The 26910-nt window shown below is 47.8% G+C and carries 9 protein-coding genes; 4 read left to right on the top strand and 5 right to left on the bottom strand.

Annotated features, from left to right (window positions below; all coding sequences use genetic code 11):
* Positions 1-32 precede the first annotated feature (32 nt).
* Positions 33-488 (bottom strand): LPP20 family lipoprotein, encoded by a 456-nt coding sequence (locus EP13_RS04825; RefSeq protein WP_044058753.1) that lies wholly within the window; start codon positions 486-488, stop codon positions 33-35.
* A 514-nt stretch (positions 489-1002) separates the two neighbouring features.
* Between EP13_RS04825 and EP13_RS04820 the strand changes: the two genes are divergently transcribed.
* From EP13_RS04820 to EP13_RS04810, 3 genes are all read left to right on the top strand, one after another.
* Entirely contained in the window at positions 1003-2136 is a 1134-nt protein-coding gene (locus tag EP13_RS04820) for a flagellar assembly protein T N-terminal domain-containing protein (RefSeq protein WP_052364288.1), read from the top strand.
* A gap of 323 nt (positions 2137-2459) precedes the next feature.
* Positions 2460-2972, top strand: coding sequence for a transglutaminase-like cysteine peptidase (locus EP13_RS04815; protein WP_231497921.1), 513 nt, complete (start codon positions 2460-2462; stop codon positions 2970-2972).
* Positions 2973-2979: 7 nt separating this feature from the next.
* Positions 2980-4917 (top strand): bifunctional diguanylate cyclase/phosphodiesterase, encoded by a 1938-nt coding sequence (locus EP13_RS04810; RefSeq protein WP_044056296.1) that lies wholly within the window; start codon positions 2980-2982, stop codon positions 4915-4917.
* On the opposite strand, the gene EP13_RS04805 is transcribed toward EP13_RS04810, so the two are convergent.
* The 4 genes from EP13_RS04805 to EP13_RS04790 are packed head-to-tail and all read right to left on the bottom strand — an operon-like array spanning position 4892 to position 10961.
* The gene (locus EP13_RS04805) at positions 4892-5491 is read right to left on the bottom strand and encodes a response regulator transcription factor (RefSeq protein WP_044056295.1); all 600 of its coding nucleotides are present in this window, start codon (positions 5489-5491) and stop codon (positions 4892-4894) included. The genes EP13_RS04810 and EP13_RS04805 overlap by 26 nt on opposite strands.
* Positions 5492-6853: an HlyD family type I secretion periplasmic adaptor subunit gene (locus EP13_RS04800; RefSeq protein ID WP_044056294.1), complete on the bottom strand. Its 1362-nt coding sequence runs from the start codon at positions 6851-6853 to the stop codon at positions 5492-5494.
* Positions 6853-9012: a type I secretion system permease/ATPase gene (locus tag EP13_RS04795; protein ID WP_408605300.1), complete on the bottom strand. Its 2160-nt coding sequence runs from the start codon at positions 9010-9012 to the stop codon at positions 6853-6855. The genes EP13_RS04800 and EP13_RS04795 overlap by 1 nt, the downstream gene beginning before the upstream one ends.
* 11 nt (positions 9013-9023) lie before the next feature.
* The gene (locus EP13_RS04790; protein WP_156026729.1) at positions 9024-10961 is read right to left on the bottom strand and encodes a TolC family outer membrane protein; all 1938 of its coding nucleotides are present in this window, start codon (positions 10959-10961) and stop codon (positions 9024-9026) included.
* A gap of 248 nt (positions 10962-11209) precedes the next feature.
* Here EP13_RS04790 and EP13_RS04785 point away from each other — a divergent pair, with 248 nt between their 5' ends.
* Entirely contained in the window at positions 11210-26731 is a 15522-nt protein-coding gene (locus EP13_RS04785) for a beta strand repeat-containing protein (protein WP_044056293.1), read from the top strand.
* Positions 26732-26910: the final 179 nt, after the last annotated feature.

The raw sequence follows: 26910 nt of genomic DNA, 5'->3' as shown, positions 1-26910 counted from the left end.
CTATTTCTTCTCATGACGCTTGAAGCTAACGGCTAGTAATATTTAATGTCTTTAATTCGCCGAGGTTTTGCCGTTGAAAGGTAAATGTCGTATACCCGCTGCATGTCTAATTCTAATTCTGTGGCGTAGGTATCTTCACCAACCGGATAGCTTTTTATAATTTTTGCCCCGCGAATGACGCCTTCTACTGACGCCTTTAAGGTTTCATTTGATACAACAAGGCTTGAGAGTGATTGACTTCCCTCGATACGTTGCCCATACACTTGCTCAGCAAGCTCTCGATACGCCTCTAACTTTGACGCTTTAATTGCCATCAACATTTTAACGGTTTCGCTTTCTCCACGCTGAGAAGCAATGGGCGCATACCCCACCGCCGTCAGTGTAGGGTAAGATTCCGGTTCCACGGTTTCCCATTCAACATGTTTGTCTACAAACAGGCTGCATCCAGACAAAATACTGGCGCTAACCAAGACTGATGTCAGCAACATCACCGAATGCTTAATACGCCTTTTCACCATTTTCATATTGGTAACCTTAAAATGACCGTCCTACTTGACTGATAAACCGCTATTATTCACGCTGACACACTCTCGCTAACGCAATAGACTGAACTGAGTTAGTTTGACTGCATCGATAAGGTTAAACCCAAGGTGACAGCCAAGCGGTTGACGTGCTTTATCACGTGTGACTAAAACTGAAAGCAAAGTTTGCGCCTAAATGTGAAAGTCAGTGAATTGACACTTAATAAATGAGACCAAACCACCGATGGTGACCGCTGTCTTCATCACATTTTGTATTTTTGGCACTCTATTCGCTTACACTCATCTATATATGAAAGTAACCTTGTGTGGTGAAGCTTTTTTGACACCCAGTGCGTGCGGACAACAACCACCCTGCCTGGGTAGAGCAATAGCGCAAGGTAAAATGCTTTAGAGCAACATAAAACTAAGCTGAGGGGCGCTTGTGTTCGCACAGAAAAATAAGTCTTCGCATTGCATATTCATGGCGCTTATTTGCCTACTGGCATTATATGTAGGGCAAGTAAATGCCGTTTGGTACGAAGCTAAAGGCCAGGCAATTATAATGAAGGGCGATAAACATAGCGCCCGCAAAGCCGCCACTGAGGAAGCGCTTAAACAGGCCCTGTTGTTTGCTGGCGCATCGATAAACAGTGTTCAGCAATTAACCAACGGCTTATTAGAAAGCGAAGATATAACTATTAGTAGCACAGGTGAAGTAAACCAAGTAGAGCTTGTGGATGAAGTGTGGCATAGCGACTATGTTACCGTTACCATTCGTGCTGACATATTTCCAAAAGAACAAATATGTAAAGCCAGTGAATACACCAAGCACGTTGCTAGTAGCTATTTCTCTGTTGCCAATAGAGAGCACCTTTTAGATGGACAAATCGCCGACTTTCCTGCTGCGTTTACCCGTCACTTAGCTACGCTGATGGACACTCATGGCACTTACGCCAAATTGTCCTATATTGCACCTTATACTACCTACTGGTCTCCATCTACGTTGCCCGCCAATGTTAGAGAGCTAGCAAAAGTGGCTGACGCTCAATTTGTTTTAGTAGGGGAAATTACCGACCTGAGCGTGACCCGAGAACCCCCTTCTCGGTTGGCCTTTTGGGCCGATGAAGACGCTACCCGCTATTTCGCTTTTGATGTCGCCGTTTACGATGGCCTTAACGGCGGTAAGCTATTCCAACGAACATACCAAACACAAGATACTTGGCCCTTTGATCGCTTTGCTGAATTAGACGAATACTCACAATCGTTTTGGTCAACCGCCTACGGAAAAGCGATTGATAAGCAAGTGGCAAAATTCATTGTCGACCTTGAAGAAACCACCTCTTGCCAACCTCTTACCGGTAGGGTGCTACAAGCCAATAATACAAATGTCACCGTTTCTTTAGGCAGAGATAATGGCGTAATGCCAAATGATGAGCTATATATTTATCAAACACGGCAATTTACAGATGGTCGTGGCGAAACCTACTTACAATATAATATTTATCCGGGAGTTTTTATCGTTGAATCGGCGTATAGCAATTCTGCACAAGTTCGCCATAAAGACGCTAACGTCATCATTAACATTCAAGAGAACGACTTCGTTATAAAAAAATAACGCCGAACTCAACACATGCCCCTTTCGTATTTCACGGTTGGTTTAATCAGCAGGCCGTGGTATACCTATACATAAGTATAAAGATTTATACATATTTAAGTAGATACTCTCGGTATGGTACTTATACTTTCGTATAATAATAAACAACAAATCACATGACCTTTTCAGTAATAGCGTCAAATATATTAATATTTTTGGCTCTTATGGTGACTGGGCAAAACGTGAAGGAACACTTGTCCATAGAGTTTCCGATCTTAAAACAGGAAGTAGAAAAAAGATTCGGCGCCCAAAGAGCTAATCACGTAGAACAGTTGCAGACTGTATTGAGCAATCTAAATGGACTGCCAGTCAACGCACAACTGGAAGGTATCAACCAATTTTTTGACACCCATATCCAATATGCAACGGATGACGTTGTATTCAAACAAAAAGACTATTGGGCAACCCCAGCCGAATTAATTGGTCATTCTCGCGGAGATTGTGAGGATTATGCCATTGCAAAATACGTAGCTCTGCTACACTTAGGTATCGATAGTACTAAACTTCGTCTTATCTATGTTAAAGCGAAGATTGGTAGAAGCCGAGTGACGCAAGCGCATATGGTGTTGGGTTATTACGATACACCCGAATCAGACCCTTTAGTGTTAGACAGCCTTGTTTCCGATATTTTACCTGGTGCCGAACGTACCGATTTAATACCCGTATTTAGTTTTAATGACGCGGGTATATGGGCACCGGGGAAATCTAAACAAGTATCAACTTCTACCAGTAGACTATCCAGGTGGCGCAACGTGATTGAGCGCATGAAGAAAGAAGGAATTAGAAGACCGTCCTGAGGAGTCTATGTCAATAACAAAAGAGTTATGGCTTGCTGTTATAGTCGTTATCTTTGTTGCCATTGCAGGCAGTGTAACCATTCACGGCTTTACCACTAAACGTTATGTCGAAGAGCAACTTTACGCCAAAAATTTAGACAATGCGAGCATGCTCGCGTTGACACTAAGTAACCTAGAAAAAGACCACGACACCCTCGACCTTTTTATTATGTCCCAGTTCGATATTGGGCATTACGCGTCGATATATCTCGTGAAAAGCGACGGGAAAATTGTGTCGCAGTATACTCACCCCGTGCAATTAGATGAAAATACACCCCGATGGTTTGCCCGTTTATTCACCCCGGAAGTAGATGTAGGTATGGCGCAAGTGAGTGAAGGTTGGGGGCAGTACGGTTCCGTATTTGTACAAACAGATACTTCATTTGCACTAGCAGCGATGTGGCGGGCGACGTTACGCCTAATTGTTGGGCTGTCTATAGTCGGCTTTATCGCTGGACTTATTGGGGCTTGGGCGCTTCGACTTATTATGCGCCCCCTCGACGGGGTGGTTGAACAAGCTGAACTGTTTAGCAAGATGCGCTTTGTGCAACTTAGCATTCCTCGTACACTTGAATTGAAGCGGGTTGTTAAAGCGATGAACCAACTTGCTCGTAATTCCGAGCGTATCATGAACGAAGAAAATTCCCGTTTAGATCTGATGCGCTTTAGAACACAGTTTGATGAAGAGTCTGGGCTCGCCAATCGCGAGTACTTTATTTCTATTTTAAAAGGGCAGCTGGCCTTTCGGGATACAGATGGCGTTAACTGCGTATTTCTCATTCGCTTTTCTGGAGGTAAAGACGCGTTTCTTCGCTCTAAGCCAGAAACTCGGAAAAAACGTCTTCAGTCCTTAATCAAAGAAATTAATGAGAGCTTAAATCTTCATCACCACCACTTCACCGACAGCCGAGTAGCTCGATTGCAGAAAAATGAAATAGCTGTGCTTTTAACTGAAACACATGACGCTGAAACGGTTGCCGAAGCCCTTCATGGTGCATGCCTTAGTGAACTATGCCAAAAAGGCGACCCTAAAGTGTATCAAGCGGTTGTGAAATTACGTGAGGACGATGACTATTCCACCGCATTGATGCGACTTGACGCTATGGTGGATGAAGCTGAACTTGAGGATGAGGAGGAACCGTTCATTGAATCGGCACTTAGCGTGTATACCTCCCATGTAGAAGAAATGAGGTGGCAAAAAATGCTGCAAAGCGTGATTGACCACGCTGATGTAGAAACATTTAATTATCCAGTGCTGGATGTCGACAGACACTTGGTGCATTACCAAAGCTGGGCAGGTATCGAGATAGATGGGGAGCAAAGAAAAAGTGGTTACTACACGCACTGGGCGCGCTATTTAGGGTTGTTACCCCAGCTAGAACTTACCACGCTTGTGCACTTGTTAAACACTATAAATAACAGTAAGACACCGTCAAAATTCGCATTTTTATGTTCAGAACAGTTCTTATTAAACCAGGAAACATTGGCGCAGTTGTATTTTCAATTAAATATGAACCGCGACGCGGCGAAGCAATTATGCATTGAGGTGCGAGAATCTACCGCAACGCGATACCCCCGAGAATTCGAGTTATTAAGTTCTACACTCAAAGCAATAGGTTGCCAAATTGGGCTCAAGCGTGTGGGAGAATCCTTTTCACAGCTTAAGCGTGTTCAAGAGATGGGGCTCAATTACGTTAAAATCGATTCGGCTTTCATGGCTGACATTGACGAAAACTCTGCCAACCATGCGTTTCTTAGAGGCTTTTGTTCGCTTGCTCACACCTTTGGTATCAAGGTTTATGTGGACGGTATTAAGCGCTCAGATACACAAGAATTATTCGTGGAATTGGGGATCGACGGCGTAGTGTCTCACATTGAAATTATAGAACATCTTTTAGATGACTAAACTCCCCTAACTTCAGTAAGAGGCCAATTCTATCTTTGGCCTCCATCTTATTTAATAGTGTACCCACATGTTCCTTTACTGTGCGCTCAGAAATTGCCAATTGACGCGCTATTTCTTTGTTGCTCAACCCGCTCAAAATACCATTTAGGGTATCTCTTTCCCTGGCTGTCAGCGTGTCTAAAGGGACGTTTTCCGAATGTACGCTCAGTGTTTTAGAAACGCCTGAAAGTGTTGTGGCGTACATTTCACTAGGTAGCCACAAACCTCCTTCTCCTAGTACCCGTCTAACCGACTCTAGTAACGACGCACTACTTAGCGCGTGGCAGTATGCTCTAGCCCCCAGAAGAAGTGCGGTTTGCATTTCTGGGCGATGGTAACGATAGGTCATTAATACTAAATTTGACGTTTTTTCTCGAAGTTGGTTAAGCGCTAGTTTCCACTCGTTAATCTGCGTGCTAATCCAAATCATGTCGCCTTGCGTTGCGTGAACATCTTGAATACGCTGACACGTGACCCAGTCTGAGTAATGAGACGATATATTTTGTTCGGTAGGCCCTAATAAGAAATGCTTCATTTATCGTTCCCTTAATGCTGAAGACGTGACGTTGGAAAGCGGAGACAAAATATAGTTTAAAACTGTTTTCTTTCCAGTAAGGATATCAACTTGTACGATCATACCAGGCAAAATTTCTAAGCCTTCATCGGCAATGCTGCGCTTCGTTTCTAGTCGCACCAAGTAGTAGGTTTCATCTTTTTCGTTGGTGATGGCATCAGCACTAATGTGTTGCACTTCAGCAGACATACCACCATAAATGGTAAAATCGTAGGCGCTAAACTTTAAAATGGCGGGCTGCCCTTCACGAATAAATGCGATATCTTTGGGTGATACTTTCGCTTCCACAATTAATTGATCGTCCTGGGGAATTAACTCAACCACTGCGCTGCCAGGGGTAATAACGCCTCCCACCGTATTAATCAGTAACCGCTGAACTGTGCCATTGATGGGCGAACGCAGTTCAGCTTGAGAAACAACATCTTCAAGACTGGTTTGAGATTGTTGAAGCGTGGCCATTTCACCCACCGCATCGGTGAGCTCTTGATTCCATTTGTTGATAAGACGAAGACGGCTTTCTTCTTTTTTTATGACCTCTTCTTCGATAGCCGATAGTCCACGCTCAATAGCGACTTTTGACTTGGCGATAGACCCTTCCAACTCAATAATTTGGCGCTCCAGCCGCAGTATTTCTATTTCTGACACTGCGCCCGATGCAAGAAGAGGCTTGGTAACTGCCAGTTCCTTTTTTGATAATTCAAGAACACTTTGATATTGAGATAAGTTTGCGCGCTCTTCTTGAACGTCTTGCTGGCGTTGTAAAATTCGACTGTCCGACCCTGCCGCCACTTCATCTAACTCAGCCAGGTTTGAGTTGTAAAGCTTACGCTCGTTTTCAACGATGTTTGGCGCTTGCTCTGCGAGTGATTCTTCAAACCGCAGATTACTCCCCTGGGTTAATGCGCGCAGGCGTTGCACCTTCGCCGCTAACGCCCCAAACTGCGTGGTGTTTTCTTCAAGGCTAGATATATAACGAGTAGGATCCACCCGCAATAAAACTTGTCCGCGCTTAACCTGCTGCCCTTCAGAGACCAAAATATCCTGCACAATCCCACCATCATAAGACTGCAAAACTTGTAACTGTTGTGAAGGAATGACCTTGCCGTCGCCCTTGGCGACCTCGTCAATTTCGGCAAAATACGCCCACACGACAAGTAAAAACAAAACCCCAACAACACAATAGAGTAATCCTCGTGCTTTGACAGGGGTTTGCATGATGCGCGCCCATTCTGCTTCTAGCACCCAATCTTGGCCCGCCGGTGGGGCAAGCCAATTGCGAACCAGTTTTTGCAGCGCAATTTGCTTATTCCAACGAGAGAACATTATTTTGCCCTCCGCTGCATGGCTGCTGGTTTAAATTGAGGTAACACCTCTTCTTTTTTACCGTCGGCAATGACCTTACCGTTTTCAATAACAATAACCCGTTCAACCAAGTCTAAAAGCGTCATTCTATGGGTATTTAAAATGAAGGTTTTCCCCTTGACCGATTCTGCTATTGAGGCTTTCACATGGCCTTCAATGGCAGAGTCCATCGCAGATGTTGGCTCATCCATAATATAAATAGCAGGGGAATGCACCAAAGCGCGTGCTAATGCCACCGCTTGTCGCTGACCGCCAGAGAGAAACTTTCCCCGTTCCCCCACATGCAAGTTATAGCCATCTGAACTGTTATTAATTAACTGCGCTAAACCACACTGCTTAGCGACCTCCCAAAGGCGTTCTTCATCAATGTTTAAACCTGACGGTACAATGTTGTCTCTCAAAGAGCCTGAGAACAAGCTGACATCTTGGGGGACATACCCCATGTTTTTACGTAAAAGAATAGGATCGTATTGCTGTATTTCGATTCCATCTAAAAGAATTTGCCCAGACTCAGGCTTATATAACGCCATGAGCATTCGATTAAGCGTGGATTTACCACAGCCATTTTTGCCTAAAATAGCAACGCGCTCCCCCTTTTTAATGCTGAAATTAATATCTTTAAGCGCCAGCACATTGTCATCCGGATAACGAAAACACAGTTGCTTGAACGTGATATTCCCTTTCAGCTCACCGCTATTCTTTCGGACTTTATCACCGCCACTTTCGCTAGTGAGTGACATAATATCGTCGAGGGAGTTTTTCGCGGTTTCTGCATGGTGGTATTGTGCGAGAAGTCCAGCAGCTTGGGAAATGGGTCCCATGGCACGACTTGATAGTAGATACGCTGCAATCAAGCCACCTTGGGTGATGGCACCATCGAGAATAAGGTAAACACCGGTGAGAATAATAACCACACCAACACTTTGCTGAATCCACAGCGCTGCATTATTCACCGACATAGAGACTAGGCGAAGCTTGGCATTTACCTTGGCTAAAAAGATAGTTTGCTTCTCCCAAAGAGCTTGGGTTTTGCTTTGATAACCAAAGGCTTTTACATCTTCAAGCCCCATCACACTTTCAGTCACTAATGAACTCTTGCGAGAGCTTATCTCCATAGATTCATCAGATAAACTGCGCATCAGTTTTTGCGCCTTAAGCGCATAAATTAAGAGAGCCGACGCGCCCAAGAGAATGGGAATGATAAGATAAAAATCAATCATGGCGATAATCACCACGAAGATAAATGCGAACGGTAAATCCACTAACGCCACTAACGTTAACGAGCCAAAGAACTGACGAATGCTCTCGAACGATTGCAAACTATTGATGAATGCACCGCTTTTTGCCGGCCGATTCACTAAATCGATAGAAAGGACTTTTTCCATTATTTTGGCACTGAGCGTGACATCTAGCCGACTTGCCGCGAGCTCCACAAAGTACTGGCGCAACATTCTTAATAATAAATCTGCGGCTAATACAAATAGTACCCCTATCGCTAACGCCCAAAGGGTTTCCATGGCAGCATTGGGAACAACCCTGTCATACACATTCATGACAAATAAGGGTAAGGCAATGGACAGTAAGCTGATGAAAATTGACGCGACAATAACGTCACGATACAAGCCCTTAGCAGAATGAATAGACGACCAAAGCCAGTGCCCTACCGAGGCCTTGTTAATTTCACTGGCATTGAGTGACGTATCCATCGTGGGCCGAGCAAAAATAACATATCCGGTATGTTGTGCCCTTAAGTCATCGGCACTCACACTAACCGCAGCAGACTCAAGTTCAGGATAGGAAACCTTTGCCTGCCTGCCGTCGAAGTCGTGAAGCACGCATGCCTGCTTGCCTTTCAAAATAAGCACCGCGGGTAAAAGCGCGCTATTGATTTCCTCTAAATCACGCTTGACCGTACGACTCGCTAATCCGGCCCGTTTCGCTGCTCTTTCAAACCCTGAAGGTGACAGAGCGCCATCATCTAGAGGCAATCCACTTAGTAAACTTACCCGCGAAACCTGTAAATTGTGGCTCTGACAGATTGTGATAAGACAATCCATCAACACACCACCTTGCTGTTCTAGATACGCGAGGTTCTTGTTCTCCTCAAAATCTGGGGACATAAAACGCCTTATTAATTGAACGAGCTAGCAACGGGAAGTTGAATAATGGCTGCTTCAATACGGCGATTTCTCGCATTAGCTGTATCAGACTCTTCGTTCAATAGCGGGCGTGTTTCTCCATACCCCACAGCAGTTATGCGCCTATTATCAATATCTGTCATTTGCATCAGCATAGTCGCAACCGCGTTAGCTCTTGCTTCTGACAGTTTCTGATTGTAGGCCGCATCACCATCTAATGAAGCGTGTCCATGAATAATTACCCCTGTGTGTTCGTCTGCTTCTAGCGCATCGATCACACTCGTTAAGGCATCTTGGTAATTCGGTAATATTTCAGAGGAATTAGAGGCGAACTCTATATTCACCTTAAAGGTTTCAACCACCTCGGCATCTTCCAATGTATAATCTGCCGCGCTAGGAGCAGGTTGCGAAGCTTCACAACCAAAATCGTCAACCAAGGCGCCAGGTGATGAGTTAACGCAATCGTCCCACAAATCGATAATGCCATCTAAATCAGAGTCTCGTTTTAGAATGTTTCGATCGTCCACTAACGACGTGCGAACTGCTGGGCAGACATGGGCAGGATCATACTGAATTTCTTGTTCTGCCATTTCCATGACATCAGGCACGCCATCCTTTGTGACACCGAGAGATTGAGCCAGCTTTCCTTTTGCAGCTAGCAGTCTTACTTTTGCTTTTTCTAAGGTAAACTGCGCCTCTACATAGGCTCGACTGGATTCATAATACTCATTTTCGGAATCGAGCAAATCAAGGAGTGAACGCTCCCCAATAGTAAATTGATCCATATAGGCTGACTTAACACGGCTTGAAGACAACCGATGCGCATTTAACGAGGGAAGTTGTTCAGACACGTTCTCAATATCATTTTTCGCGATCTGTATGGTTTGGCGCATATCAATACAGGCTTTGTCACGTAAATCTCTGGCTAAATCTACCTGAGATAACGCTTGTCGAATAGCAGCACGATCTGCGCCACCATTGTACAGATTATAGGTAACATTTACGCCTATGTTGGCTTCACTGATCGTGTTGTTAAGGGCTGCCTCATCGCGCGTTTGTGCACCATAACTCGCCGTTAAATTCACTAGCGGATGGTAACGGCTCTTTGCCGAGTCTACAGCAAACTTTTGTGCGTCAATATTGTAAATTGCCGCATTGAAACTTGGATTTGTTTGATACGCATTTAGGAGTGTTTGCTCAATGTCGCTGGATAAATCTTCCATGGCGTAGCCATCAATAGAAACAGAGGCCAATTGTTCTACTGGCTTTTCCCCCACGAGGCGAAGAAATCGAGCAGTAACGTCATGCAAATTAGAAAGTTCAGTCAGCACATTAGACTCTGCAAGCGACAAGCGACCACTGATTTGCTCTAAATCGGCACGGCGCCCAACCCCTGCTTCGACGCTTTCTTCTATTTGCTTGAAAACGTCCACATGAGTAATTAAATTTTGCTCAGCAAGTGAGAGTAACTCTCTAAATAATTGCACATCCATGTAGGCCAAAGCGGTTTCAAGGGACTTTTGTTCAACTTCACCAAGTAGCTCAAAATAGCGTACTACTTGCGCCTGTTTAAAACGTTTTACTTGGCTGCTTGTTAAAAAGCCATCATAAAGCATTTGAGTAACAGAAATCTCTGCGGTATGCCCCACATATTCTTGATCAAGACCGTAATTACGCGTGGTGTAAGCACTCGACGCAGCGATGTCCACCGATGGCCTATAGCCAGAACGTGCAATATCCACATCAGAAATGGCCAATTGAAGTTGGCGAAAACTAGCCTGAACTTCAGGGTTAGCATTCACCACCTTTTGAATATAGTCTTTTAGTGTAGCCTCAGTTGTTGTCGTATCAACGGCGTACTGCTGTGCATCAGCTACGCCACAATAAAAAATAAAACCCGCACCTAATACTACCTTCCTAATGCTGCTCATAAAACTCCTAATAAAACGACTTCTGCGACATTTATGCCTGGCAATACAACAAAAAGTAGTCGTAGAAAGTGACTTTCGCAAAACGATTTATTCCTTTTTATCTGAAAATATTAAAGGTAGAAGGATGCAATTAAAGGGACACAACGAAAATATAAAGCCTACCCGTACTATGGTCCGGTAACGGTTTTGAAGTGATGAACTAGCCTTTTAAATAGATTTTTTAAATAGATTTTTTAAATAGGTGTTTTATGGCCGATGTAATTATTATTGAAGTGAATGGCGACGCCACCCTCAGTGCTGCCGAGTCAAACGTGTCCGCCCCTCTTGAAGTTGGCACTATCGTCAACGAGGGTGATGCTATTCTTGTTGCAGATGATAGTACGGTTGTTGTAAGTGTAGACGGCACGCTTCATACTATTCCGTCGGGCCAGAACGTCACCTTTCCCCTTCAGCTTGATTTCACCAATGCGAATAGCGACGATGAATTCGCGTTATTCGACGACAGTGTCGATGACCTCAGTACCTTGCTTGCAGATGCTGGCGAAGATGAAAGCTTAGATCAAGACTTTCTGGAAGCCCTAGCAGGCGATGATGACATTTTAGAATCATTAGAATCTACGGCGGCGGGTTTAGACGGTGGCACTGGAGCTGATGGTGGCAGCGATTTTGTTCGAGTAGATAGAATTAGCGAATCTGTTGATCCCGTTTCTTTCGACTATGAACCTGCTTCAGCGAACAATACTTCAGTAGACAACAACAGTGAATTTTCTGATGGTGGAGACCTCGCCACAGATATTGAGATACAGTTAGATACGCTTGCCTTATCGAATGACAATACACCCGTTATCACAGGAACTACCACTGCCGATACCGGTTCTACAGTAATCCTTACCATCACCGACAGTGCGGGTAACGTACAAACGCTCACCGCTTTAGTCGAGAATGATGGTAGCTTTACCGTTGATGTGCCAGAAGCACTGGCTGATGGCGACTTCACCGTAGAAGCCAATGTGACTGATGCCGCGGGCAACACCGCAAGCGATACGACGACCGGTACCATTGATGCTACCGCGCCAACAATCACTATCAATGCGCCAGGTTCGGATAACGACACCACGCCTACTCTTTCAGGTACCACCGATGCCACACCGGGCAGTACCGTTACCCTTACCATTACCGACAGCGCGGGCAACACGCAAACGGTGACCGCCATTGTGCAGGCTGACGGAACTTACAGTGCAGACGTACCGGCTGAATTGGCCGAAGGCGAGTTTACCGTTAACGCCAGTGTGACCGATGAAGCCGGCAACACGGCTACCGCCGACACCACCGGCGTTATTGATACCACCGTACCAACAATCACTATTAATGTGCCAGGTTCGGATAACGACACCACGCCAACCCTTACCGGTACCACCGATGCCACGCCGGGCAGTACCGTTACCCTTACCATTACCGACAGCGCGGGCAACACGCAAACGGTGACCGCCATTGTGCAGGCTGACGGAACTTACAGTGCAGACGTACCGGCTGAATTGGCCGAAGGCGAGTTTACGGTTAATGCCAGTGTGACCGATGAAGCCGGCAATACTGCAAGCACCGAAGCGCAAGGCACTATCGACGTTACTGCACCTACGATCTCACTAAACGACCCTGGTATAAACGGTGATGCTACGCCAACACTTTCTGGTTTAACGAATGCAGTACCAGGCAGCACAATCACCTTTACGGTGACAGATAGTGCGGGAGTAACGCAGACCTTCACCACCACGGTAGCTGCTGACGGTACATTTAGCGTAGAAGTACCTGACCCTGTAGCCGAAGGCACCTACAACGTAACCGCTGAAGTTACTGATGGCGCTGGCAATACCGCACAAGCCGAGACAAGCGGTGATTATGACTCTACCAGTCCCTCAACTACGGTAAATCAACCTGCGCCAACAAACGACACTACACCAAATGTATCTGGTGAAACCGATGCCCCTCCTGGTAGTGAGGTCATCATTGTTGTCACCGACAGTGAAGGTAATGAACAAACGATTACCACAACGGTAGGTGCAGACGGTACCTTTAATGAAGATGTGCCCGCAGAACTCAGTGAAGGTGAGTATACCGTAGATGTTACTGTAACCACTCCAGCCGGTAATAGCTCAACAACGACAGTCACAGGTGAAGTAGACACAACAGCGCCAATCATTAGCCTCGATCCTATCGGCTCTACTAACGATGAAACGCCTGTTATTAACGGCGATACCGATGCTGAACCGGGTTCGGAGGTCACGTTAGCTATTATTCATAGCGATGGCAGCACACAGTCAATTACCGCAATCGTTCAAGAAGATGGCAGTTTCAGCGCAGAGGTCCCACAAGCACTTGCGAACGGAGACTTTACAGTAACAGCCACCGTTTCCGATGAAGCTGGAAATACATCATCCACTACCATCGACGCGGTTATCAATTCCGAAGCCCCAACGGTTGTTATTGAAACGGGGTCGCCGACGAACGGTAGTGAAGGTATTGGCGGCTCTAGCGACGCGCCTAATTCTGAGGTTGTTGTTGTTATTACAGACAGCGACGGAAACAGCCAGACTATCACAGGCACCACTGACGAAAATGGTAACTTTAACGTTGATTTTCCAGCCGGTAGTGAAGAAGGCGAATATGAAATAGAGATTACTGTTACAGATAGTGATGGCAATAGCTCAACCGTCAGCGCAACCACTGTGCTTGATACTACGCCTCCAATCATTACTGTAGACCCGCAAACCACCGGCAATGATACAACCCCCACTATATCAGGTTCGTCTGATTTACCAGAGGGGAGTGAAGTGGTCATTACCATTGTGGATAGCCAAGGTAATGAACAAGCTCTTACTGCCACTATTGATGAAAATGGCAATTTTGCTGTGGATGTTGAAGTAGCCCTGCCTGAAGGTGATTACGAAGTAACGGTAGAAGCAACCGATGAAGCAGGTAACACGACTACAGTAACAGAAAACGGTGGGAATATTGATACTACGGCCCCCACTCTGTCGATTAACCCGCAAACGGACGGCAATGACACCACACCGACTATTTCAGGTTCTACTGATTTAGCGCCAGGTTCAACGGTGTCTGTGGTGGTCACCGACAGCGCCGGAAACACGCAAACGCTTGAAGCGGTTGTTGATAACGATGGTAACTTTAACGTTGACGTCACCATACCGTTAACCGAAGGCGAATATACGGTAGAAGCAAGTGCGACAGATGATGCGGGCAACACGGCAACCGTAACTGAGAATGGCGGCAACATAGATACACAAGCGCCCACCATTGCGCTTGACCCGCTTGGAGCTGGCAACGATGCAACGCCGACGGTAAGTGGCTCTACTGATTTGGAAGCAGGAAGTACCGTTACGCTAACCGTTACCGACAGCGCAGGTAATAGTCAAACATTCACCGCAACGGTGGATGCCAACGGTGAATTTACTGCCGATGTGCCTGATGCGCTCGCCGACGGCGACTATACCGTTGAAGCAACCGTCACAGACGTAGCTGACAATAGTGCGTCAGCGTCTCAAAGTGGCACTGTGGACAGTAATGCGCCAAGCCTAACTCTGAATCCTTTAGGCGATGACAACGACACAACGCCTACTATTTCTGGTACTACCGATTTACCCACTGGCAGCACTGTCACACTCTCTGTAACCGATGCGCTTGCCAATACGCAAACATTTACGGCAACGGTAGACAGTTCTGGTAATTTCAGTGTCGATGTGCCCAATCCATTAGCGGAAGGCGAATACAGCGTCACAGCCACTGCAACCGATGCCAGCGGTAATACCGCTACTGCCACAGAAACTGGCGGAAATATTGATATAACGTCGCCCCTAGTTAACTTAGACGCTCAAGGCAGTACTAACGATGCCACGCCAACTATCTCAGGTAACACCGATCAAGCACCGGGTAGCGCGGTTTCGATAGCCGTAACTGATAGCGCTGGCAACACACAAACTTTTGAGGCAATTGTCGCAAACGACGGAACTTTCTCAGTAGACGTGCCAGCAGACCTTGCTGACGGTAACTTTACGGTTACTGCTACGGTAACCGACGACGCTGGTAACCAAGATACAGCGTCGGAACAAGGTAACATTGATACCGCTGCACCTAGTTTAACGCTAGACCCACTAGATGTGAGTAATGATGCTACACCAACATTAAGCGGCACCACTGATTTACCCCAAGGTAGCACGGTAACCATTGTGGTGACCGATAGCTTGGGCAATCAACAAACTTTTGAAACAACCGTAGATGAAAACGGCAACTTCAGTGCTGAAGTGCCAAGTGCTTTGGCTGAAGGTGACTATAGTGTTACAGCGACAGCAACCGATGAAAACGGCAATACAGCAAGCACCACAGAAACCGGTGGGAGCATTGATACCACTGCGCCATCTCTTGCTCTCGACCCTATTGGTTCAGGCAACGATGCGACACCGACCCTATCCGGAAGTAGCGATTTAGCTGAAGGGAGTGTTGTGTCGCTAACGATTGTTGATAGCGCAAGTAACGCCCAAACCATTAATACGCTAGTGGATGCAAACGGTAACTTCACGGTAGAGGTTCCACAGGCGCTTGCAGACGGTGACTTTACCGTCACTGCTACAGCACAAGATGAAGCGGGCAATGAAGCATCTGCCAATGAAACAGGCAACATTAATACTAATGCGCCTGCATTAACGATTGACGCACAGGGTGAAACCAACGACAGCACGCCAGCGCTTTCTGGTACTACGAGTTTGCCCGAAGGCAGCACAGTAACACTTACTGTGACTGACAACGCGGGTAACACGCAAACCATTGAAGCGACAGTGGGCGCAGATAGTACCTTCAATGCCGAGGTGACAACACCGCTTGCAGACGGCCCTTACACGGTAACCGCTACCGCCACCGACGGTGATGGAAATACCACAACCGTTTCTGATAATGGTGGAACTATCGATACCACCGCGCCATCTTTAACACTAGATAACCCGGGAAGTACAGGTGATACCACCCCAACCCTTTCAGGCACCACTGATCTTCCTGAAGGTAGCACGGTCAACTTGGTCGTGACCGACAGTGCGGGGAATTCTCAAACGGTAAATGCGCTTGTCGATGCAAATGGAAACTTTAGCGTTGACGTACCAAACGCACTTGAAGATGGTGACTTTACGGTTAGCGCTACTGCAACCGACAGTGCAGGTAATACAGCTATTGTTGATACCACAGGCAATGTAGACAGTGAAGCACCGCTACTAACCCTTGGTGCCCAAGGCTCAACCAGTGATGAGACGCCAACAATTTCAGGGACAACAGACGTTGCGCCTGGCACACTCGTTACCATCACGGTTGTCGATGCAAACGGTAACTCACAGAGCTTCCAAGCGGCAGTTCAAAACGACGGTACATTCAGCGCAGATGTGCCTAGTGCGCTTAGCGAAGGAGATTTCACCGTTTCGGCTACGGTAACTGATGCCCAAGGCAACTCAGCTACCGCAAATGAAACAGGCGGCAACGTGGATACACAAGCGCCTGTTATTAGTATCAATCCATTAGATTCAGGCAATGACACTACACCGACGATTTCAGGTAGCACGGATTTACCTGAAGGCGCTATTGTGGTTATTACCGTGACCGACAGTAATGGTGATACACAAACCATTAATGCGCTTGTTGATGCAGACGGTAATTTTGCCACCGACGTCTTGTCTCCACTGCCAGAGGGCGACTACACGGTAGACGTTACCGCCACTGACGAAGCTGGCAACACCACTACAGAAACGGAAGCGGGCGGCAACATAGATACCACGGCTCCCGTACTCAACCTAGATCCTCAAGGTACGGGTAATGATGCAACGCCAACCGTGTCAGGTAATACGGACTTAGCCCCAGGAAGTACCATTGCGATCACAGTGACCGATAGCGCAGGCAACAGCCAAACGTTCAATGCCACGGTCGATATAAACGGTAACTTCAGCGCCGACGTTCCAAACGACATGGTAGACGGAAGCTATACCGTTACCGTTAGCGCCACTGATGACGCTGGCAATACTACAAGTACCACAGACACTGGAACTTTAGATACCAGCGCGCCATCGCTTACACTAGACGCGCAAGGCACAATTAGCGACGCTACGCCTACCATTTCGGGGACGACTGACCTTCCAACTGGTGCTACCGTCACGTTAACGGTAACTGATAGTGAAGGTAACGTTCAAAGCTTCACCGCCCTCGTTGATGGCAACGGCAATTTCACCGCGGATGTTCCTGCTTCCCTTGCAGAAGGCGAGTATACAGTGTCCGCTACTGCCACAGATGAGAACGGAAACAGCGCCACGGTAAGCGACAACAATGGCGCGGTAGATACCGTTGCACCAGTTATTTCACTTGATGCACTAGGCTCTGATAACGATACCACACCGACTATAACAGGCAGCACAGATCTGGCCCAAGGTGAGGTGGTGTCTATCTCTGTCACAGACAGCGTGGGGAATACCCAAACCTTTACCGCCCTTGTTGATGCAAACGGCAATTTCACGGTAGACGTTCCCGGGGCACTTGCAGAAGGTGATTACGATGTAACGGCAACAGCCACCGATGAAGCAGGTAATAGTGCAGCGGCGAATGAGACAGGCACTATCGATACAACGGCACCTTCGTTAACGCTAACGCCTCAAGGAGAAGGTAACGACACCACGCCTACGCTTACAGGAACGACAGATTTAGCTGAAGGCAGCGTAGTGACTCTATTTGTCACCGACAGTACGGGCAACATTCAAACGCTTAACGCTACGGTAGACGCCAGTGGAAACTTCTCTATTGATGTGACTGACCCACTTCCTGAAGGTGGCTACACCGTTGAAGCCATTGCCACTGATGAAGCGGGCAACAGTACTACAATAAACGATAACACAGGCGTTATCGACACCACCGCTCCCGAATTAACCCTTGATGAGCTAACGCCTGAAAATAATACCACGCCGGCCATCACTGGTACGGCTGACTTACCTGCGGGGTCTATCATTACATTGACCGTCACAGACAGTGCAGGCAATACGCAAACCTTTGCAGCAACAGTACAATCTGACGGCAGCTTCTCAGCTAATGTACCAGCACCATTGGCTGAGGGTGACTATACGGTCACGGCGACGGCGCAAGATACAGCGGGCAATGAAGGCTCAGACACAGAAAACGGCGGCAGTGTGGATACTACTGCACCACTAATCACGCTAGATCCACAAGGCATCAGCAACGATAACACGCCAACCATCAGTGGTAGTACCGACCTAATTGCCGGTAGCACGGTTTCGATAACGGTTACCGACAGCACGGGTTCACAGCAAACCTTCACGGCTACGGTTGATGCTAATGGCGACTTTAGCGCAGATGTCCCCGACCCTGTTGCCGACGGTAATTTTGATGTAACGGCGACCGCTACTGATACAGCGGGCAATACAACCACAGATACCAACAATGGAGAAATAAACTCAGCAGCACCTAGTTTATCGCTTGATCCTCTTGCTTCAGGTAACGACACCACGCCGACTATTTCTGGCACTACCGATTTAGCGCCGGGACGTACGGTATCGATTACGGTGACAGATAGTGCGGGCAATACGCAAAGCTTTAATGCTACGGTTCAACCTGGCGGAAGCTTCTCTGTTGACGTGCCTGTGGCGTTACCTGAAGGCGATTATACCGTTACGGCAACAGCAACAGATGGCGCTGGCAACAGTGCCACCGTTACTGAAAACGGTGGCAGTATCGATACTACCGACCCCGTATTAACGATTGATGCTCAGGGTTTAACTAATGATGCAACGCCTACTATTTCAGGTACCACCGATCTCGCCCCAGGGGATACGGTTAGCATTAGCGTTACTGATAGTGACGGTAATACCCAAACCTTCACTGCGACAGTACAAGGAGACGGTACGTATACTGCTGATGTACCCGCAGATTTAGCTGAAGGCGCATACAGTGTTAGCGTCTCTGCGACTGACGACGCAGGTAACTCAGCAACGGTCGCAGACAATAATGGTAATGTAGATACAGCGGCCCCCACATTAACAATAGATGCGCAAAATATCACTAACGATGCAACGCCTACTATTTCAGGTACCACCGATCTCGCTCCAGGGGATACGGTTAGCATTAGCGTTACTGATAGCGAAGGTAATACCCAGAGCTTCACCGCAACGGTACAAGCTGGTGGAGGTTATAGTGCTGATGTCCCCGCCGACTTAGCAGAAGGTGATTATTTAGTTGAGGTCACAGCGACCGACAACGCTGGAAACCAATCTATCATCGCCGATGGTAACGGTACTGTGGATACGACACCACCAGCCATTAACTTAGATCCGGTAGCCAGTGGCAACGATAATACGCCCCTACTTAGCGGTACCACGGACTTACCTGAAGGTACATCGGTTACTTTAGTGGTTACCGACGCGGGTGGTAATGTGCAAACCCTGACTGCCACAGTCAATGCGGATGGCGCTTTCTCGGTTGAAGTGCCTGATGCACTTGCTGATGGAAACTATAGCGTTGATGTGAGTGCCACAGATGCTGCAGGAAACAGCACAACAGTGAGTGACAGCGGCAATATAAACACCAATGCGCCAACTATCACTCTAGATACGCTTGGTCAAACCAACGATGCAACGCCTCTTATTTCGGGCAACACTAACGCGCCTGTTGGCAGCACGGTTACGATAACAGTGACTGACAGTGCAGGTGCAGTGCAAACCTTTACTGCTGCCGTACAAAACGACGGTTCATTCAGTGCAAATGTTCCTTCCGATTTAGCCGAAGGCAGTTACACAGTGCAAGCAGAGGTGACAGATGCTGATGGCAATACCGGCTCAGACTCCGAAACCGGCGGCGTTATTGATACCACATCACCTACGGTGGACGTCGCTGACCCAGGAATAGGAAACGATGCAACACCGCTTATTACAGGGGTCACAGACCAGCCGCAAGGAAGCACCGTATCTATCACGGTGACCGATAGCGCGGGTAACGCACAAACGTTATCGGCAACGGTTCAATCTGATGGTACCTTCAGTGTAGAAGTGCCTGCTACACTCGCTGATGGAAATTATACGGTTGAAGCCACGGTAATTGATGGCGCTGGCAATACGGCATCGGATACTGAGACAGGTGTTATCGATACACTATCGCCAGTGGTCACACTGGATGAAATTGATAGTGTGAACGATGCAACGCCTACCATTACGGGCACTTCAAATTTACCGGAAGGCGCAACGGTACAGCTAACCGTGGTCGATAGCGCAGGGAATACCCAAGTCTTTTCAGCGATTGTTGCTGCAGGCGGTTTATTCTCAGTAGATGTGCCAGCGGCAATGGCTGAAGGTAGCTTCACCGTATCTGTCACTGCAACAGATGATGCAGGCAATAGTGCAACAGATAACGAAGCAGGTATTATCGACACCGTTTCACCGTTACTAACGGTAGATGTCGCAGACACAACCAATGACACAACACCGCTTATTACTGGTACCACTGACGAGCCAGCTGGGTCGGTAGTTACCGTGACAGTGACCGACAGCGCAGGTGATGTACAAACGTTAAGTGCTATTGTGCAGTCAGACGGAACCTTCTCTATAGCGCCAGGTACCGCACTCGCCGAGGGTGACGTTACGGTAACTGCAACAATCAGTGATAATGCGGGTAACACAGCGTCAGCCAGTGACACAGGCGTCATAGATACCACAGCGCCGTCATTAACCATAACGCCGCTAGAAGAAGGTAACGACACTACGCCTACGCTATCTGGCACCACCAACCTTCCAGAAGGTAGCGACGTTATCCTTGTCGTCACTGACAACGCAGGGAATGCGCAAACGATTACTGCCACTGTAGATGCAAACGGAAACTTTACCGTGGATGTACCTTCACCGCTTGCCGAAGGGCCTTACAGCGTTGAGGCTACAGCCACAGATGAAGCAAACAACAGCACCACTGCCGTAGATAATACGGGCATTATTGATACTACAGCACCTGTACTATCGATAGATACACTAGCCCCAGATAGCGATACAACGCCGACCATATCAGGCAATACTGACCTGCCTGAAGGTGCTACGGTAACCATCACGGTTACCGATAACGCAGGTGTAAGCCAGACCTTCGATGCCACTGTTCAAATAGATGGCAGTTTCTCGGCCGATGTACCAAACGCTATGGCTGAGGGCGGCTATACCGTCACGGCGGTTGCCCAAGACCCCGCTGGCAACCAAAGCACCGCCACTGAAACAAACGGCAGCGTAGATACTACTGCACCAACTATCACCCTAGATGCACAAGGCACAGGTAACGACACCACGCCAACCATTACCGGCAGCACCGATTTAAGCCCCGGAAGTTCAGTGACCATTACCGTTACTGACAGCGTAGGAGCAGAGCAGACATTTACGGCTATTGTCGATAACAACGGCGATTTCAGCGCAGACGTTCCCAATGCCATGGCTGACGGTAACTTCGATGTTACCGCTAATGCCACCGATGCAGCAGGAAACTCAGCGTCTGATACCACCAGCGGTACTATTAATACGGCGGTGCCCAACCTTACCTTGGACGCGCTTGGAACAGGAAATGACACAACACCCACGATTTCTGGGACGACGGATATTGCACCAGGTAGTACGGTATCCATCAGCGTTACGGACAATGCGGGCAACACGCAAACCTTCGATGCAACCGTTCAAGCCAACGGAACCTTCACTGTTGATGTGCCAGCAGCCTTGTCTGAAGGTAATTATTCCGTTACCGCTACTGCGACCGATGGTGCCGGCAATACCGCAACCGCAAACGAAAATGGCGGCATTATTGATACTACAGCACCAACAGCCCCCACTGTTGATGCAGGTAACGGCACTGAGATCACAGGCACAGCTGAAGCAGGCGCTACTGTAAATGTCGATGTAGACGGCGACGGCACGCCTGACTTCACCGTTGTCGCCGATGGCGATGGCAACTGGAGCGTTACGCCAGATATCCCGCTTGCAGATGGCGTTGTAGTTTCAGCAACAGCCACAGATGACGCTGGCAATACCAGCGCACCTGCGTCTGATACGGTTGACGCTATAGCACCGGTAGCGGCAATTAATGATTTGACCACCAACGACACAACGCCAGCGCTGACAGGCACTGTGGACGATGATACCGCTACGGTAGTCATTACCATCAACGGGATAAATTACACCGCCAACAACAATGAAAATGGCACCTGGACGCTGGCTGATGATGCAGTGGCCGCACTCGCCGAAGGTACTTATACAGCCACCGTAACCGCCACGGATCCTGACGGTAATGTTGGCACAAACACAGGTACAGTGGTAATTGATACCACAGCACCAGCAGCGCCTACCGTTGAAGCGGGCAACGGCACTGAAATTACCGGCACAGCCGAAGCGGGCGCAACGGTAAATGTGGATGTAAACGGAGACGGCACGCCAGATTTCACCGTTGTCGCTGATGGCGACGGCAATTGGAGCGTAACGCCAGATACACCATTAGCAGATGGAGTTGTAGTCACTGTCACGGCAACTGATCAAGCTGGCAATATCAGTAACCCCGCATCTGATACCGTTGACGCTGTGGCACCTGTGGTCGCCTTCAATGATTTGACCACCAACGATACAACGCCAGCACTGACAGGCACAGTGGACGATGATACCGCTACGGTAGTCGTTACCATCAACGGGAATGACTACACCGCCACCAACAATGAAAATGGCACCTGGACGCTGGCTGACGACGCAGTAGCCGCACTCGCCGAAGGTACTTATACCGCCACCGTAACCGCCACGGATCCTGACGATAATGTTGGCACTAACACAGGCTCGGTGATAGTGGATACCACCATTGATGGTAATAACGACGGACAAACCGTGACTTTCGACAGCATTTCTAACGATTCAGGCACGTCCGGAGACTTTATTACCAGCGATACCACGCTAACGTTAAATGGTACCGTTGATCTTGCAGACGATACTACATTAACGGTTACTTTTAACGGAACTGACTACACCTTCGGTACTGCGTCTGAACTCACCATTGATGGTAGCGGCAATTGGAGCCTCGATTTAACAGGCACAACGCTACCTGTGGGTACCTATGCCGTAGTGGCAACCGTCACTGACGAAGCAGGTAACACGGCGAGTACCGCTAGCCAAAATGTGGTTATTCAAGCGCTTGATGCCATTAACGATGGCAACAACATTGATATGGGCGAACCTGTGGTGACGGTTAACCCATCAGAAACCACCAGCGATGTAAAAGTTATTGGGTTATTGGAATCCACGGGCGGCGTTGATGCCAGCGCTTCCTTCACAGTGTTACCCAACCATGTAGGCGATGTAGACATTGAGGTAAACCAAATTGCACTTGCCGCCGTTGCAGACGCTTATATCGTTGAGATTTACGATGAAAATGGCCAACTCGTCTATCAAGGTGTGAGTGCAGACTCTGAACTGGTCGATGTAGGCGGTTTAGAAATATTCAATGTTTCAAACGACGAAACCATTTCTTTCTCTCTTACTGGCGTAGATGCGGGCAACTATACGGTGGTTGTACGCAATGATGAAAACAAACTAGAAGAACTGCTTGATGGTGACGGAAACGGCGACATCAGCCTTGTTGAACTAGGCAGTGCAGGTGTGGTACTAGGGCCAAACAACCAAGAGGTAGTACTCAATACGGTTGAAACCACCCTAAACGACGGCATCTTGGGCATTCCTCTAGGCTCTGTAGGGACGCAGGTAGCCGGTGTGCTAGAAACACTTCTCGACACAACAACGGTAATAGGAGCCGGTCAACTTGTTAACTTGCTTACCGCCCCACTTGACGATATTGGTTTAACGGGATTCCTTGATGATATCTTAAGTGTTATTGCCGATGTGTTACTCAGTAATACCCTTACGGTATTGCAGGATACCGAGATTACCACGACGGTGGCAGAATACACCTATTCTGGCGAAACTGTAGCACAAGGCAATCTTATCGACGGTGATTTAAGTGGCGTTGGCGCTGACACCATTCTTGATGGTGCTCAAGTTACCATTATTACTAATGCGGCGGGTGATAGCGTAAACGTTCCCGCAACGGGTACCACAACCCTACAGGGTAACTATGGTGTATTAGAAATTGCCGCTGACGGAACCTACACCTATACCGCTAATGGCAATCGCAATGCTGTTGGCCAAGATGAGGTGTTTACTTATACATTGTCAGACGGTGAAACGTCGGATAATGCTGCACTCACCATTACTATTTCTGGTAGCGACTTCCCTACGGTACAAGCGCAGAATGACAGCAACGACATGGCGTTAGGCGCACAGACCGCCATTGTTAATGCTCCAGTGACCGACAGCGATAAGCAAGTGCTTGGCTTACTAGAAGGTTCGCCTGCAGCAGGGTCGCCGATGGCGGGAACAACCCTCACCGTCAGCGAAGGTTACTTTGGTGAAGTGGTGGTTGAAGTCAGTCAAAAAGCACTGCTTGCCGTCGCTGATGCTTACATCGTTGAAGTTATCGATGCTGATGGCAACGTTGTTGCCTTTGCAGTAACACCTGATAACTCGCTAGCGGGCGACGTGGCAGCAATAAACCTTGTCGGCGTAACCGGTGATGACACCTTAGTTGCCACCTTCTCAGGGCTTGCGGCTGGTGATTACACTATTGTGGTACGAAATGATGAAAGCAAACTTGAGAACCTTTTTGATACCGACAACGACAATTCAATTACTTTATCCGAACTAGGCAACGAAGGTGTTGTACTAGGTGAAAATAACCAAGACGCTGTGCTAAATGCACTAGAGACTTCACTTAATGGAACCGAAGCCAGCGTATTAAATGGGCTGGGATTAGGCTCTGTTGTACGTAACTTCATTCTTGAACCAGCGCTAGCAGCATCAGATTTTATTGGCGCAGGCGATTTAGTACATACCATTAACAATGGCCTAAACGGATTAGGGCTTACCACATTCGCCAACGACGTCCTCGACGCCCTTGCAGCGGCGCTTCTGAGTAATACATTAACGTTACTTCAACGTACCGATGTCACATCAACACTGACTGAATATGCGTTTGAAGGTAGTACCTCAACATCAGGGAATGTGATCGATGCCAACAATAGTGGTGATGTAAGTGACAGTATCGCCCAAGGGGGTGTAGTCACTGAGGTTACGCCAACCAATGGTAGCACCGTTACCGTGCTAGGTACCGGGACTGGCGGCGTGACCATTGAAGGTGACTATGGTGACTTAACCATCTTCGAAGACGGCAGCTACACCTATGTTGCCAACGGCGTACGTCAAGGTTTAGGTAACTCTGATAGCTTCAGCTACACGATTTCCGACGGCTATAATACATCTAGTGCAACCTTAGACTTTAACTTATCAGGACAAGGGGTATCAGGAGATACAGCTCGCGCGGAACTCACTTATGATTTTGCTACCGCAGCTGGAGTATCTGAACCAGAGGCACTGACGTATGAGTGGGCGCTAGGAGTAGGTGCTTTAGGTGCTACTATTGTTGTACCTTCGAATGAAGACACCGTTAGCAATACCATAGTCGTTGCTGAAAATACCGTTCAGGATATTACGCTCGATGTCAATGGCGGTGACTTACTGTCTCTAGGTTCTGGTATCGAACTCACCATTGAGCGAGATAATAATGGCACATGGGAAGCCGTTGAAACCTTTAGCAGCGATCAGCTAATCGGCTTACTGGGCATAGATGGCAATGGCTCCTTTACGTCCTATGGCCTCACCGCAGGTGAATATCGGGTAACCATGGATGTAGATACCGGTGCAGTAAGTATCGGCGGCGGCGTGAGCGTTGACGTAAGCTCCACTGTCCATTTCTTAGATCAATATGTATTCGATAGCTTGCAAGCGGCAACTGGAAACCTGCTACAGAACGACGTGCTGTTTGACCCAAGCTATACTCTCGAAGTTTCAGCGGATGGAGTAACTTTCTCAAACGCAAACAACGGCACTACCGTTGTTGGTCAGTACGGTACATTGCAGATTGATGAGACCGGTGCGTACACCTACACACCAGACGATACACTTGAAGTGTTTGGGGGAACCTTAACAGACACCTTCACTTACCGAATAGATTATGGTAACGGCACCGTTGAAACAGCAGAATTCAACGTGTTTGTTACAGCGTCAGGAGAAGGCGTACCTGAAGTGGTGTCTAGCGAATCGACAGAAACCGTGAGCGCGTCAGCAACAATAGAAGCGTCAGTTACATTAGAAGCCGCTGTGACCGACGAACCTGCAGCGGTAACTATGGTCGATATGTCTACACAACCACTTCAATCTGTGGAATTAAGCACCGAAACACAATTAGTGACACCAGAAACAGAAGCAATCTCTCTGGTGATGACCGGTGAGCCGGTAGAGAGTACACCCGATATCGTCAAGTTAACGGAAGATACTATTACCCTTCCTGCAGAAGAAGATCTCGTTAAAACCTCGCCAGTCACCGAAGTCACTATCGATGCTATAGATATTGAACTAACTGCGGAAGAGCTTGTACTACCTACAATTGAACCTTCTACACTCGACACAAGTAGCGAATTAGCGTCAGTATCAGGAACCGGCGAAGTGGGAAGTGACTCATCCACATCTAGCAGCGTCGATGTAGGAGCAGCCTCTAGCACTGAGAGTGAAATACTAAGAACTGCGATTGATAAACTTCCGCCAACGGATATCTAATCCAGACGCATCTGAAAAACCAAAAGCCCCAAAACGATTTCGTTTCGGGGCTTTTTTATGCTCATTTGAAGATGGAAGGCTTGCTTATCTCGTTAATTTACGCGCCCAACAAGGGGGGTACTATTCCCATTTAACTCACTGAAACCAACCAGCTTATTGATACCTCAAGGGTTTCGTAT

Source organism: Alteromonas australica (assembly GCF_000730385.1).
Lineage (GTDB): Bacteria > Pseudomonadota > Gammaproteobacteria > Enterobacterales > Alteromonadaceae > Alteromonas > Alteromonas australica.
The sequence above is the reverse complement of the archived record's forward strand: the minus strand, read 5'-3'. Positions and strand labels throughout refer to the sequence as shown.